Origin of the sequence: Rhodococcus sp. ABRD24 (genome assembly GCF_004328705.1) — a bacterium.
Lineage (GTDB): Bacteria > Actinomycetota > Actinomycetes > Mycobacteriales > Mycobacteriaceae > Prescottella.
In genome coordinates, this window is sequence record NZ_CP035319.1 from 2,672,253 (window position 1) to 2,686,357 (window position 14,105).

A 14,105-nucleotide genomic window follows, 5' to 3' on the forward strand; every position below is an offset into this window, starting at 1 on the left:
ATGGTCTCTGGCCCCGCGGTATGAAAGTTGCTTGGGCGCAAGCGAATCGATGATTCTTTCCGGCAACTCCGATTATCCGCGTCGGGGATCGACCAGAATACGGATCGGGTTTCCTTCGTGATTGCGCAGTTTGGCAATGCCGCTTGCGATGTCCTCGAGGGAGATGATCTCGCTGATCGAGCGATTCAAGTCCAGACGTCCGCGGGACACCAGTTCGGTCAAGGTCTCGAGAGCCGCGGGGCTGCCCCCGAAGTGAGCGAGAACCTGCTTCCTGGAAAGTCCGAAGGACGTGATATCGCCCAGCGTGGCCTTCTGGTCGCTCAACCCGACGACGACCAGTCGGCCGCCGATGCGGAGGAACTCCAAGGCCTGATCGAAGGTGGAACCCAGTCCGACGGAATCGAAGGCGACATCGAGCATCCGGCCGTCGGTCACCTCGGCGACCTTTTGTTTCAGATTCTCGTCTCGGGAATCGAATGCGTAGTCGGCGCCGAGGTCGAGTGCGCGTTCGAGCACCGCCGGATTGACGTCGAAAGCGATAATGGGGACGGCACCGACCAGTCTCGCGATCTGGACGGTATGGGAGCCGATTCCCCCGACGCCCCACACCCCGACAGTCTCACCGATCGCCACCTTTCCGGTGCTCACCACCGCACCGTACGGGGTGGCGACGGCATCGGTGAGAAGCGCGGCCTGCTCCAGGGGAACATTGTCCGGAACTCGTACGAGCCCACTCTCCTGCGCCAGCGCATACTCGGCCCAGGCTCCGTCGTAGTGGAACGCCATGGACTGCCTGTCCTGACATTCCTCGTTCCGTCCACAGATGCAGTTGCGGCACCTGGAACATGCGCGGCCGGCCCTGAGCAGCACCCGATCACCCTTCGCCCACGTCGTGACACCGGCTCCGAGTTCGGTTACCACCCCGGAGGCTTCGTGCCCTTGGGTGACCATCGGTAGTGGGGGCGGGAAGGTGCCGTCGATCAGGCTCAGGTCGGAGTGGCAGATGCCGCAGAAGGCAATCTCGACGAGGACCTCACCCGGTCCCGGCTGCGGAATCGGAATGTCCTCCACCGTGACGGTTCCGGTTGCGGTGTGGAGTCGTTGTGCGCGCATGGTGCGTGACATCGGACTCTCCCTTCATTGTTGGACAGTGTTCAGGGCTTCACGAGGATGCGGATCGGATTACCCTCACGGGTTTGCAGCTTCGTGATGCCGTCGGCAACGTTCTCGAGCGAGATGATCTCGCTGATCGAGCGGGACAGATCCAGGCGTCCGTGGGACACGAGTGCGGCGAGTACCCCGATGTCGGAGGGATGGTAGCCAAGGTGACCCAGCACCTGTTTGGAGGACCGCGCCATGGCTGTAGATGGCCCCAACGACAACTCCTGTCCCGTCATTCCGACGAGGACCACACGCCCGCCGGCGTCCACCGACGCGAGCGCCTGGTCGAATGTGGAACTCGTGCCGACGGCATCGAACGCGACGTCGAGCATCCGGCCATTCGTCGCCTCGGCTACCCGCTCCACCAGATCGTCCGCCGTTGGATCGAACGCGTAGTCTGCACCGAGATCGAGTGCGCGTTCCCGCACCTTCGGTTCGATATCGAAAGCCAGAATTGGTACGGCTCCAACCAGTTTCGACAGTTGAATGATGTGGGTACCGACACCGCCGGCTCCCCAGACTCCTACCGACTCCCCGATCGAGACCTTTCCGGTCCGCACCACCGCGCCGTATGGGGTCGAGACCGCATCGGCGAGGATCGCTGCCTGCTCCATCGGCACGTTGTCAGGGACCCGGGTGAGGCCGCGGGCCTCGGCCACGGCGTACTCTGCCCAACCGCCGTCGTAGGCACTGGCCATCAGCCTGAGGTTCTGACACGCGGTGATCTGTCCGCGCAGGCAATTGCGGCACGTCGTGCATGGCCGGCCGGCGGCAATGATCACGGGGTCGCCGACGGCCCAACCGGTCACGTCCGGCCCTACCTCCGCGATGTACCCCGAGGCCTCGTGTCCGAGCGTCAAGATGGGCAATTTGGGTGTAAATGTGCCGTCGATCTGGCTGATGTCGGAATGGCAGATCCCACAGTACGCGATCTTGACCAGGACCTCGCCTTCGCCTGGAGTGGGTATCGGAACATCCTCTACAGTAACGGTTCTCGTCTCCGCATAGAGTCTCTGCGCTCGCATGGTCTGTGTCATCGTCCTACCGTCCTTGCTGTTTCCGCTTGTGGTTCGGCGCTCGAGCCGGCGCCGGCTATTTCTTGATTCAATGCCTTCGCGAAGAGCCGGCAGGTCCGTTCAATGTGCTGCTGCGCACCAGGTGAGGCTGCCCCCATGTCGAAGAATCCATGAATCATTCCATCGCAGCGCACCACTTCCACCGGAACGCCCGCGATACGGAGTTCTCGGCCGTAGTCCTCCGCCTCGTCTCGCAGCGGATCGAACTCAGCGGTGACGATCACGGCGGGAGGCAGGTGGGCCAAGCTCGCCGCATTGACGGGGGAGATGCGCTCGTCCTGGTGGTCGGCCGGATTCGGTGCGTAATGCCCGAGGAACCAGTCCATCGTCGTGGTGTCCAATAGGTACCCGGTGCCGTTCTCGACCCGCGAGAGATACTCGCCGCGAGCGTCGGTGGGTGGGTAGATCAGGAACTGCCCAGCCAACGGGGGTCCCCCGGCATCCCGCAGTATCTGCGCCGCGACGGCGGCCAGGTTCCCGCCGGCGCTGTCTCCTGCAACCGCCAGCCTTCCGGAACCGCCGAACTCGTGGAGGTTGTCGAAGACCCAGCGGACCGATGCGACCGCATCGTCGACGGCCGCGGGGAACGGGTGATCCGGTGCGACTCGGTACTCGACCGAGACCACGACCGTGTCGGTATGGCGGCAGATTGCTCGCGCCATGCCGTCGTGGGTGTCGAGATCACCTACGACCCAACCGCCGCCGTGGAAGAACACGATCGTCGGGACAGGGGTAGTCGCGACAGGGTAGTACGCGCGTGCACGAAGATCACCGTCTCCGCCGGCTACGGAAAGCTCGCGCACCCGATCGACGGCTGCCAGCGAGTCCGGTGACCGCACCCCCACCGTTCGGGCACGGTACTGGTTCCGGCTCCACTCGGGTGTTCCGCTGTGAAGGGGAGGGACCCCGGCACTCTCCATCATGTCGATCATGGATTTCAAATGGTCGTCCAGAGGCACGATGTCTCCTTTTCTCGGTACGAGAAACGGCCGGCGAGAGTGGCTCTCTGCCGGCCGCTTCTCGTGAGCTGCTGACTAGTCGATCGAGACGGCCTCGGCGGCCCTCAGATCCTTGCGAAGGATCTTGCCGGAGGCGGACTTCGGGACGGCGTCGATGAACTGCACCTTCCGCACTTTCTTGTGTGGCGAAACGCGTTCGGCAACAAAGGACATGACGTCCTCATCATCGATCTGCGCGTCGGGCTGACGCACGACGAACGCCTTCGGTACTTCCTCGCCGTCCGCGTCGAGGACACCGATCACGGCTGCGTCTGCGATCCCCGGGTGTGTCAGCAGAAGCGCCTCCAACTCGGCCGGCGGAACCTGATAGCCCTTGTACTTGATCAGCTCCTTGAGTCGATCGACCACGGTGACCACTCCGGAGCTGTCCACGGTGGCGATGTCGCCGGTGTGCAGGAAGCCGTCGGCGTCGATGGTGTCCCGGGTGGCCTGCTCGTTGCCCAGGTATCCGACCATGATGTTCGGTCCCTTGCAACACAACTCACCTGGCTCGCTCACCCCCTCGGCCGGGTAGTCGACCTCCTCACCGGTGGCGGGGTCGACGAGCTTGCACTCCATGTTCGAGATGGTGTAACCGACCGAGTCCAAAGCGACGTCGTCGCTGTCGAACGGGATGACGTGGCTGACCGGGCTCATCTCGGACATGCCGTATCCCTGGCGGACCTTGCAGTCGAGCCTGGCAGCGACCGCCTTGCCGAGGGCACTGTCGAGTGGTGCGGCGCCGGAGAACACCATGTTGATGCTCGACAGGTCGTACTGGTCCACGAGCGGGTGTTTGGCCAGCGCCACGGCGATCGGCGGCGCGATGAAGATGTAGCTGCACCGCTGCTCGGCGACGATGCGCAGGAATTCGACCAGGTCGAACTTCGGCATGGTGACCAGGGCGGCACGCTCGTGCAGGGCGGTGTTCAGCAGCACCGTCATCCCGTAGATGTGGAAGAACGGCAGAACCGCCAGCACCTTGTCGTCGGCCGTCATTCCCATCATGGGACGTGACTGGCACACGTTGGCGACGAGGTTGCGGTGGGTGAGCATCACGCCCTTGGGGCGACCCGTGGTTCCCGAGGAGTACGGCAGGACCGCCAGGTGGGTGGCCGGGTCGAACGACACTTCAGGGGCCGGATGGTTCTCGAGAAGCAGATCACGCAGCCCCAGGTGGCCGTCGGCTCCGTCGAGGACGAACACGTTCGACGCGGGGATTCCTGCGGCCTCGGCTGCGGCTGCCGCTTGCGGCAGGAACACCGATACTGTGAAGAGGAACTTCGCCTCGGAGTCGGTCAACTGCTTGGCGATGTCCTCCGCGGTGTAGAGCACGTTGATCGTCGTCGCCACACCGCCGGCCCGCAGAGTGCCGTGGAACACCGATGCGAACGCCGGAACGTTCGGAGCGTGTAGTCCTACCACGTCGCCCACCGACAGTCCGCGGGCAGCGAGCGCTCCTGCTACGCCCTGGATCTGGCTGATCAGCGCGCTATATGTCGTGACGGCGCCGGAAGCCCCCTCGATTAGGGCGGGCTTGTCGAGGACTTGGGGGTCGATCTGGTCGAACAGGAAGTCGTAGACACTCAGATCGGGGATCTCGACATCGGGATACGGACTTGTGAAACTCATGTTCTTCTCCTATGGCTTCGCGAATGTGCCGGTGATCAGGAACAACAAGCCGGCGATCGACTGGTGCGCGCGCCTAGCTGTGTGCCGGTTCGGGGGACCGCTCGGCACGGGAGTTGTTCTTGCTGAATGCCATAGATTCCTCGATATCGCTGAACTTCGCGGTCATCGAGTCGAGCAGGTAGTTCTGACGCAGGAACCACGGTGCCTGCGATCCCTGCTTGGGGTGAACGTCCGCACCCCGCTGGACGTAGCCCGACTTCAGATCGAGTGTGGGCTTGCGGTCCATCGAGGAACTGTCGTGTTCTGGAACCGCCACACCGTAGCCGTTGCTGTCCATGTGCTCGAGGACCCGACACACGTACCGTGCCGACAGGTCGGCCCGCAAAGTCCACGCCGCATTGGTATAGCCGAGGCAGACGGCGAAGTTCGGTATGCCACTGACCATCACGCCCTTGTAGAAGAGTTGATCGCCGGGCCGCACGACCTCCCCGTCGACGACGATCTGCGTACCTCCACAGGACTCGAGGTTCAGTCCGGTCGCGGCCACGATGATATCCGCCTCGAGTTCCTGACCGGAGGAGAGCCGGATGCCGTTCTCGGTGAATGACTCGATGGTGTCGGTGACCACGGAAGCGCGGTCGGACCCGATCGCAGCAAAGAAATCCGAGTTCGGGATAGCGCAGATGCGCTGGTCCCAGGGCTTGTACGTCGGGGTGAAGTGCTTTTCGAGGTCGCTCTTCGTGGCCAGTTGCTTGGACACTCCATTGAGCAGCACATTCTTTGCCTTGTTCGGCAGTCTGCGGCAGAACTGGTAGAAGCCGATGCCGAGGAGGATGTTCTTCCAGCGCACCACGGAGTTCGCCAGGCCGCTCGGTAGCAGTTTTTGCAGTCGGTTCGCCAGCTGGTCCTCGTCCGGGAGGGCCCTGAAGTAGGTGGGGGAGCGTTGCAGCATCGTCACGTGGCCGGCATCCTCCGCCATGGCGGGCACCAGTGTGGCAGCCGTCGCGCCGCTGCCGATCACCACGACCTTCTTCCCTCGGTAGTCGAGGTCCTCCGGCCATGTCTGCGCATGGACGATCCGGCCCTTGAAGGAGCCGCTGCCCGGGAAGTCCGGCATGTAGCCACTCTCGTAGCTGTAGTACCCGCTGCACATGAACAGGAAACCGCAAGTGTACGTGCAGGTTTCGTCTGCATCGCCGACCTCGACCTCGACGGTCCACTTCTGAGTCGCTGTGGACCACTCGGCCCCCCGCACCCGATGCTTGAACCGGATGTGCTCGTCGATTCCGAACTCGGATGCCGTCGATTCGATGTAGGAACGGATCGCCTCACCGCCGGCGATCGCCTTTCGCTCCTGCCATGGTCGGAAGGAATAGCTCAGCGTGTGCATCGGGGAGTCGCAGCGAATTCCGGGATATTTGAACAGATCCCAGGTTCCGCCAATTCGCGCGCGGCCCTCGAGAACGGCGTAACGCTTTCCAGGGAACGCTTCTTGCAGGCGGTACGCTGCGCCGATTCCGGACAGTCCTGCTCCGACGATGAGGACATCGAAATGTTCGGTGGGCATGATGGGGATGCTCCGTTTCTCACGTGAAGTCTGTGACTCAGCGTGCCCGGCGAAATGTTCCAAGGTGTGTGCTGAGTGATCGAGCCGATGGGGTTACGGTATGAGATCCATTACATAGTTGGGAAACACGATCTTTTGGTGACACTTACCGAGTGCCGTGGTCGATTCGGCGTCAGAACTGTGCCGACACGATCGTGAGAACGCCGGCGCCGATCACGAGCGCGATGACGCCGGTTCGGAACCTCTCGGCCGGAATCCGCCCGGCAATCCACATTCCGAGATGATTGCCGAGGAGACCGGCCGCAATACACCCGGACAGTAGCGGCCACATCGAGATCGGTTGCACGTCCGTGTAGATCCACAGCAGGGCCAACGACAACGTTCCGGTGACGATGAAGTATCCCGCCAGGTCCGCGATGAAGTTCATGGGCGGCAACTTGGCTCGACTGAGCAGCAGAACGACCGGGGGGCCGTTCATCGAGGTTGTCGTGGTGAAGTAGCCACCGATAGTGCCGACAGCGATGTTGGCGGCCCGTGACGGTGGGGCCGGTTCCTTGGCGGTGGGCAGAGCCATCAGCGCGCCGCACAGGACGGCCACCACACCCGCCGCCGGCTTCAGATACTGCTCGGGAAGCATGTTCACCGTCAGAATCCCGAGCCACGCCCCCGGGAGGCTCGCTCCTCCCAGCAAGGCGACCCGGTGCCAGTCGATGTGTTCACGCAATTGGTACGTTGCGGCGATTCTCGTCACGAGGCCCACCACGATGTTGACGACCACGATCTCGGTGACACCGATGCCTGCCAGTAACATCAATGGCGTTGCGATGAGCGCGGTTCCGAAGCCGCTGGCACCGCCGATAACGGATGCGAACCCCATGCACAGCATCGCCGCCAGCATCGTTGCCAAGCTTTCGTCTCCTCATGTTCTATACCTCGGAACCAGTCGACCCGCAGCCGACGCCGCAACTGCCCGCTCCGCTCGTTCACCGACCGTCTCGACCTCATCGTGCGCGCCACATGGTCGGTTCCTGGCTCCTGCGACGGTTGTCGGTCCGGCGCCGCTGTCTACGCGCCCGAGTCGGCGTCAGGTCAGGGATGCAGGAGAATTTTGATGTGGTCGGTGTCCGAATCGAGCAGTTCGTCGAATGCACGTTCAGCGTCTTCCAGAACCATGCGGCCCGTGATCAGGTCGTCTGCCGGAACCGCGCGTGAAGCGAGCATCGCGATGGCATCGGCGAAGATGGCCGGAGTGTGCCCCAACGACCCGAGGATGCGCAGTTCCTTGCCGAGGATGAGCATGGTGTCGATTGACACCGGTTCGACCAGAGCGCCGAGGACGACGATCGCGGCTTCGGGGGCGGCTATCTCCATGGCCATCGGGAGGGCACTCGGATGTCCGGCGCATTCCATGATCACCGACGGGGCGCCAGCGAGGCCTTCTGCGACGGCTGCCCCGACGTCGTCCAATCCAACTGTCAGAAATCCGAACTCCCGTGCACGTTCGGCGCGCTTGGGATTGACCTCGATCAACACGATGTTCTCGATGCCTTTGGCGCGCAATGCGAGTGCTGTGATCAGCCCTACCGGACCCGCTCCGATCACGGCAACCCGGTCTTCCCGCTGTACCGAACCGATGCTGACCGCGCGGAGCGCGACCGCAAGCGGTTCGGTGAGCGCGGCATGCGCATCCTCGAGTTCGTCAGGAATGGCAAAGGCCCGGTCCGCGCGGATCACAATCGATTCCGCCAACGCGCCGGGTGTCTTTCCCATGCCGATACCGTTCGGCATCCGGCTGGGGCAGAGTCTGAACCGCTCCGATCGACAGTGCGCGCAGTCTCCGCAGGCGCCACTCGGCCAGGCGACCACGCGGTCGCCCACCTTCCACTGCGAAACATCCGGTGCTACCTCCTCCACGGCTCCGACGAACTCGTGGCCGAAGACAGCGCCGACCGGCGAGCCGCCAGGGACGGTCTCCGCAGAACGCATGTGCAAGTCGCTGCCGCAGATCCCGCAATAGGAGACGCGGACGCGGATGTAGCCGGAAGCGAGAGCTGATACGGGAACCTCCATTACTGCGAGGGTCCGGTCATCTTGTAGTACTACTGAACGCATGCGATTTCGTCCTTGTCGAGATGCAGTGTGACACGAAGTCGATTCGTGCGAAGATTTGCCGCGTCGCTAGGTTGCGAACCTGCGAAACGCAGTCGCGCGGAGCGTTGCGGTGATGGTCTGGATGAGTCGTCAGAATGGACGCTAGCGCCAGCCGTGACGGTTCGGAAACGGGTACTTTCGGTGACATCTACCGACGAACATGGTTAGACCCGGCTCGGATCGGCCGGCGGGTACAGGTTCGCGGGTGTCGCTATGTGGAATTCTGGTTCTTTCACCGTGATCCTCGGTAGGCATGACCGAGAACCGCTGTTTCTGTCCACCGATGGCTGCAGCTAGCAGTCACGTCTGCTCGCACATCTGACAGAGCGCGGAAGCTCGTCGCTGAGAGTCGACAGCTCGCCCAATCTGAATTCTGTTGTCGTCCATCGATCGGAATCATGGAAGTGGTCGCGTTGCAGAGGATGAACCGAGGTACGCCCGGATCTCCTGATTACTCGAGAGGAACCGTATGACCGACAATAGAAACAAGGCAGTGTTCGTGACCGGCGCGGCGTCCGGACTCGGTGAGGCCACGGCGGAACGATTGGCGACTGAAGGTTACGATCTCGCGCTCGTGGATCTGAACGGCGACGGTGTAGAGGTTGTTGCGGACCGTCTTCGACGCACGGGGGCGAATGTTTGGTCCCGGGCTCTGGACGTGAGCAACGAAGCGGACGTGATTGCGGCCCTCGAGGGTGCAGTCGCGGCCCACTCCGGGCTCTGGGCTGCGGTGAATGTTGCCGGTATCGGTGTTCCCTCCGTCTTCTCCGAGCTGACGCGTGAAATGTGGGACAGGACGTTCGCGGTCAATATGACTGGTACGTTCCTCATCGCCAAGGCCGCAGCGGCACACTTCGGCGATCGAGGTGGGCGGATCGTCAACGTTGCCTCTATCGCTGCGCAACAGGGTGGTCCGTTCCTGGTCGACTACTCCGCAAGTAAGGGTGCTGTCGTCTCGTTCACCAGGGCGTTGGCGCGTGCACTGGCACCCAAAGGTGTGAACGTCAACTGCGTTGCGCCGGGACTCATCCGGACTCAGATGTGGCGTGACGGAGGCGACTGGATGGCCGAGAATGTGGCGGGTGCGGCCGGGCTGACCAGCGAAGAGGTGTTCGAGGCGTCCATCGTTCGTCAGATACCCCTCGGCCGACCTCAGACCGCACAGGATGTTGCCGGCGCGATCGCCTATCTCGTATCCGATGACGGCGTCAATGTAACGGGGCAGGTCATGAATGTCGACGGCGGAGCAGTCATGCACTGACTCGGGCGGCCTGAAACCGAGCCGGTTCGAGGCCCCGCGCCTACTTCGGAGCCTCGGCCCTGTTGTCGAGAGGTCAGTGACGTTGGTGTCTAGAGTAATTCGCTGCCGGTGTGGTTCAGCGCAGTCCGTGGAAACGCGACATCATCTTCTCGGTGACAGCCCGCGGCGCGAGCCGTCGGACGGTGAACACCAGTGGTGCCATGTTGCCGACGGCGTAGAGAGGCTTCGGTTTGTCCGCCTCGATCGCCTTGACCACCAGCGCGGCCACCTTTTCGGCGCGGATACCGCGATCCTCGTTGCGCGCCATGGCACTCGCGACGGTAGAGTAGTCGCCGCCGTACGGGGAACCGTCGCCGACATAGCGAGTACGCCGGTCACCGATGCCGGTCGCTATGGTGCCGGGTTCGACGGTGGTGAGCCACACCCCGAACGGACTCAGCTCGCGCCGGGCCGCCGATGCAAACCCTTTCAGCGCACACTTGGTCGCGACGTACGATGACCGGAAAGCGAGCGGGAAGCTCGCGAGCATCGAACCGACCATCACCACGCGGCCGTAACCGCGCATGCGCATCCCCGGCAGCAGTAGCTGTGTCAACTGCACGGCGCCGAGTACGTTCACCTGGAAGAGCCTGTCGATCGCATCGGTCGGCAGTTCCTCGAAGGGGCCCATCTGGCTTTCGCCGGCATTGTTCACCAGGATGTCGACGTCGCCGGCGGCCTGGGCGCATTTCTCTATGCTCACCCTGTCGCACAGGTCCAGGGTCACGTACTCGACCCCGGGAACACGTGACTTCTCCGGCAGCGCATCAGGATTGCGGGTGGTGCCCAGAACGCGGTAGCCGCGGGCGACCAGCGCTCGCGCCACCTCGAGGCCGATCCCGGACGACGCCCCGGTCACGAGTGCGGTGCCGCTCATCCGAGGGTCCTGCCCAGTGCTCGCCCGGCCGCCCGGCCGGAGAAGATGCAGCCACCGAGAAATGTACCCTCGAGTGCGTTGTAGCCGTGCACGCCGCCGCCGCCGAACCCGGCCACCTCGCCGGCCGCATACAGGCCGTCGTAGACACTGCCGTCGGGCCGGATCACCTGTGAGTCCAGATTGGTCTCGAGTCCGCCAAGGGTCTTGCGGGTCAACAGGTTCAGGCGAACGGCGATCATCGGTCCGTGTTCCGGGTCCTGCAGGCGGTGTGGTTTGGCGACACGAATCACCTTGTCCGGCAAGTACGAGCGCGCATTCTTGATCGCCATCATTTGCATGTCCTTGGAGAATGAGTTGTCCACCTCGCGGTCGCGGGCGGTCACCTCCCGCTCCACCTGTGCGTAATCCAGTGGTGGACCGGGGTTGATGGCGTTCATGCCGTCGACGAGATCGCGCAGGTTGTCGCGAACCACGAAGTCCTCGCCGTGCTGCTTGAAGGCCTCCACCGGGCCCGGCGCCCCCTTCTTGACGCGGCCCAGCAGCAGCTTGAGGTCCTTGCCGGTCATGTCTGGGTTCTGTTCGGAACCCGATAGCGCGAACTCCTTCTCGATGATCGACTGCGTGAGGATGTACCAGGAGTGGTCCTGCCCGGTGCTCAGGATGTGCTTCAGGGTGGCGAGGGTGTCGAAGCCGGGGAACAGTGGCACCGGCAGGCGTTTGCCGTTCGCGTCCAGCCATAGCGACGACGGGCCGGGAATGATGCGGATCGCGTGGTTGGGCCAGATCGGATCCCAGTTGACGATGCCTTCGGTGTAGTGCCACATGCGGTCCCGGTTGACGATGTTGCCGCCGGCGCTCTCGGTGATCTCGAGCATGCGGCCGTCGACGTGCGCGGGGACGCCGGTGATCATCCGCTCCGGCGCTCGGCCCAGACGGTCGACGGGCCAGTTCTTCTTCACCAGTTCGGGGTTGCCACCGATGCCGCCCGACGTGACGATCACTGCCTGGGCGCGCAACTCGAATTCGCCGGCGGGAGTTCGTGACGACCGCACGCCGCGCGGCTCGCTGGACGGCTCGAGCACGGTGCCGCGTACCCCGACCACGGCGCCGGACTCGACGATCAGTTCGTCCACTTGGTGCCGGTAGCGGAACGTGACCTGGCCGCGGCTCGCGGCGTCGAGCACGGGTTCACGGAAGACGCGCACTACCTCGGGGCCGGTACCCCACGTGATGTGGAATCTCGGCACCGAGTTGCCGTGACCGTACGCGAGTCCGGCGCCGCGCTCGGCCCAGCCGACATTCGGCATCAGCCGCAGACCCAATTCATGCAGGTACGAGCGCTTCTCGCCGGCGGCGAAGTCGACGTACGCCTCGGCCCACTGGCGGGGCCAGTGATCCTCACGGTCACGGTCGAAGCCGGCGCTTCCCATCCAATCCTGCAGGGCCAGTTCACGCGAGTCCTTGATGCCCATCCGGCGCTGCTCGGGACTGTCGACGAAGAAGAGTCCACCGAGCGACCAGAATGCCTGCCCGCCTAGGTTTTCCACGTTTTCCTGATCGACGACCAGTACCCGGCGCCCTGCCTTGACAAGTTCGTGTGTTGCGACCAGACCTGCAAGTCCCGCTCCGACCACGATGACGTCGGCTTCTGCTGCCACGGCCTATCTCCTGTCCGCTTCGGTACTGCTGCTGTAACTGCTCACGACGGTGACGAACAGGTGCGCCCGCGCTCGCCGCACCGCGTCGTTGTGGGGTTCCATCAGGATCTGGATGCTGGTGCCGTCGTGCAGTGCGACGAGCGCCCGGCCGAGTGCCTCGCGGTCGGTGACTCGGCGGCCGGCGGCCCCCAGCGCGGTCTCCACGATGGGCATGATCGTCCGCATGATCGCGTCCTCGCGTGCGGCGACGATCTGCTTGAGGTCGGGTTTACGCAGCGCGTGCGCGGTGAACTCCGCGGTGATTCGGTACCACTCGTCGTCGACGGGAATCGCGGACAGGACGCGCTCGACGGCCGTCTCGAGCGTCAGGGTCGGTGGTCGTTCGGAGAGGGCGGTCCGGATGTCGTCGAGCATCTGCGCTGAGCGCTGTTCCCACATGGCGAGGAACAACTCGTCGAGCGAGGTGAAGTTGGAGTAGAACGCGCCACGGGTGTACCCGGCTCGGTCGCAGACCTGCTCGACGGTGGAGCGTCCGAAGCCTTCGGCCGCGAACACCTCACCCGCGGCATCGAGTAGGCGTTGCCGGGTCTCGGCGCGGCGTTTGGTGACGCGCTTGGGCTGCGCGGCGTCGACTTCGAGTTCGCTTGTCTGCACTGGTCACCCCCGATTCCGGATTCGAGAACCCATCCGATACAAAACTGTATGCGATGGGGCGGCGCGTAGCTTGGAAATTGTGCAGGTCTGGTACGTCGGATACGGCTCGAACATGTCGCGTGCCCGCCTGGACTGCTACCTCCGCGGCGGCCGTCCGGCCGGGTCCGAGCGCACCTACGCCGGCGCGCGAGATCCGACCGCGCCCCGCTCGCGTGCCGCGATCCGGCTGTCCGGCACCGTGTTCTTCGCCGGGGAATCCTTCGTATGGGGTGGCGGCCGCGCGTTTTACGACCCCGATCTGCCGGGAGTGACCGCCGCCTGCGCGTACCTGGTGACCGCCGAACAGTTCGACGACATCCACGCACAGGAGCCGTCTTGCTACGACCGCGTTCTCCACCTGGGCGTCCGCGACGGCGTGCCCCTGCGGACCTTCACGAGCGTGGCCGGGCGCGCCGCCATCGTCACAACGTCGCCGTCCCCCGCCTATCTGGCTGCGATGGCCGTCGGCCTGCGGGAGGTGCACGGTTGGGGTACGCGCCGCACAGACGCGTATTTCCGGCGGCTGTCGGGCTGAGGCGGGTACCGTCGGGGAGCCGCGCTATGGCGGTACTCACACGAGAGGACTCCGATGTCGAATCTGCATGTCGTAGCGACCATTCCGGCCAAGCCCGGTTCCGAGAACACGGTCCGGGCCGCGCTGACCGCGCTGGTGGAGGAGTCCCGCAAGGAGGACGGCTGCGTGTCGTACGACCTGTTCGAATCGGAGTCGGCGCCGGGCACGTTCGTCACGGTCGAGGTGTGGAGCGGCCAGGAGGCGCTCGATGCGCACATGAGGTCGCCGCATCTGCGTGAGGCGGCGGGCACGTTCGGCTCGCATCTCGCCGCCGCTCCGGGCATCCACCCGCTGCGCCCGGTCTCCTGATTTCGTCCCGTTTCGCGTAATGGGGGCGGAGGCCCTCACATTTTCGCGTCCTGTGTCGTCAGTAGTGCAGGAGTCCGCGATCGGCGGGCCAGAGGCACAGGAGACCGTC

General features: G+C 64.1%; 13 protein-coding genes. 3 read left to right on the plus strand and 10 right to left on the minus strand.

From position 1 onward, the window contains the following. Positions 1 to 72: 72 nt before the first annotated feature. From ERC79_RS11755 to ERC79_RS11785, 7 genes are all read right to left on the minus strand, one after another. On the minus strand, positions 73 to 1,125 hold the full coding sequence (locus ERC79_RS11755; protein WP_131578356.1) for a zinc-binding dehydrogenase: 1,053 nt from the start codon (positions 1,123 to 1,125) through the stop codon (positions 73 to 75). Positions 1,126 to 1,154: 29 nt separating this feature from the next. Further along, on the minus strand, positions 1,155 to 2,198 hold the full coding sequence (locus ERC79_RS11760) for a zinc-binding dehydrogenase (protein WP_131578358.1): 1,044 nt from the start codon (positions 2,196 to 2,198) through the stop codon (positions 1,155 to 1,157). Further along, complete coding sequence (locus ERC79_RS11765) at positions 2,195 to 3,196, minus strand: alpha/beta hydrolase (protein WP_131578360.1); 1,002 nt, start codon at positions 3,194 to 3,196, stop codon at positions 2,195 to 2,197. Before ERC79_RS11765 ends, ERC79_RS11760 begins: the two co-directional genes overlap by 4 nt. Before the next feature lie 75 nt (positions 3,197 to 3,271). Continuing rightward, positions 3,272 to 4,867 carry an AMP-binding protein gene (locus ERC79_RS11770; protein WP_131578362.1) on the minus strand — a complete coding sequence of 532 codons (1,596 nt, stop codon included), beginning with the start codon at positions 4,865 to 4,867 and terminating at the stop codon, positions 3,272 to 3,274. A gap of 73 nt (positions 4,868 to 4,940) precedes the next feature. Further along, entirely contained in the window at positions 4,941 to 6,434 is a 1,494-nt protein-coding gene (locus tag ERC79_RS11775) for an NAD(P)/FAD-dependent oxidoreductase (protein ID WP_131578364.1), read from the minus strand. Between the two features lie 172 nt (positions 6,435 to 6,606). Continuing rightward, positions 6,607 to 7,332, minus strand: coding sequence for a sulfite exporter TauE/SafE family protein (locus tag ERC79_RS11780; protein WP_131581027.1), 726 nt, complete (start codon positions 7,330 to 7,332; stop codon positions 6,607 to 6,609). Positions 7,333 to 7,523: 191 nt separating this feature from the next. Then, entirely contained in the window at positions 7,524 to 8,504 is a 981-nt protein-coding gene (locus ERC79_RS11785; RefSeq protein ID WP_165497093.1) for an alcohol dehydrogenase catalytic domain-containing protein, read from the minus strand. A 550-nt stretch (positions 8,505 to 9,054) separates the two neighbouring features. Between ERC79_RS11785 and ERC79_RS11790 the strand changes: the two genes are divergently transcribed. Beyond that, on the plus strand, positions 9,055 to 9,846 hold the full coding sequence (locus tag ERC79_RS11790; RefSeq protein WP_131578368.1) for an SDR family NAD(P)-dependent oxidoreductase: 792 nt from the start codon (positions 9,055 to 9,057) through the stop codon (positions 9,844 to 9,846). Positions 9,847 to 9,961: 115 nt separating this feature from the next. Here ERC79_RS11790 and ERC79_RS11795 read toward each other — a convergent pair whose 3' ends face one another. The 3 genes from ERC79_RS11795 to ERC79_RS11805 are packed head-to-tail and all read right to left on the minus strand — an operon-like array spanning position 9,962 to position 13,074. Continuing rightward, positions 9,962 to 10,762, minus strand: coding sequence for an SDR family oxidoreductase (locus tag ERC79_RS11795; protein WP_131578370.1), 801 nt, complete (start codon positions 10,760 to 10,762; stop codon positions 9,962 to 9,964). Continuing rightward, positions 10,759 to 12,420, minus strand: a complete 1,662-nt coding sequence (locus ERC79_RS11800; protein ID WP_131578372.1) for an FAD-binding dehydrogenase — start codon at positions 12,418 to 12,420, stop codon at positions 10,759 to 10,761. The genes ERC79_RS11795 and ERC79_RS11800 overlap by 4 nt, the downstream gene beginning before the upstream one ends. 3 nt (positions 12,421 to 12,423) lie before the next feature. Beyond that, the gene (locus tag ERC79_RS11805; protein WP_131578374.1) at positions 12,424 to 13,074 is read right to left on the minus strand and encodes a TetR family transcriptional regulator C-terminal domain-containing protein; all 651 of its coding nucleotides are present in this window, start codon (positions 13,072 to 13,074) and stop codon (positions 12,424 to 12,426) included. A 79-nt stretch (positions 13,075 to 13,153) separates the two neighbouring features. On the opposite strand from ERC79_RS11805, the gene ERC79_RS11810 reads away from it, so the two are divergent. Together ERC79_RS11810 and ERC79_RS11815 are read left to right on the plus strand one after the other, a co-directional pair. Continuing rightward, the gene (locus ERC79_RS11810) at positions 13,154 to 13,648 is read left to right on the plus strand and encodes a hypothetical protein (RefSeq protein ID WP_131581029.1); all 495 of its coding nucleotides are present in this window, start codon (positions 13,154 to 13,156) and stop codon (positions 13,646 to 13,648) included. Positions 13,649 to 13,702: 54 nt separating this feature from the next. Next, a complete protein-coding gene (locus ERC79_RS11815) occupies positions 13,703 to 13,996 on the plus strand; it encodes a putative quinol monooxygenase (RefSeq protein WP_131578376.1) in 294 nt (97 codons plus the stop codon). Positions 13,997 to 14,105: the final 109 nt, after the last annotated feature.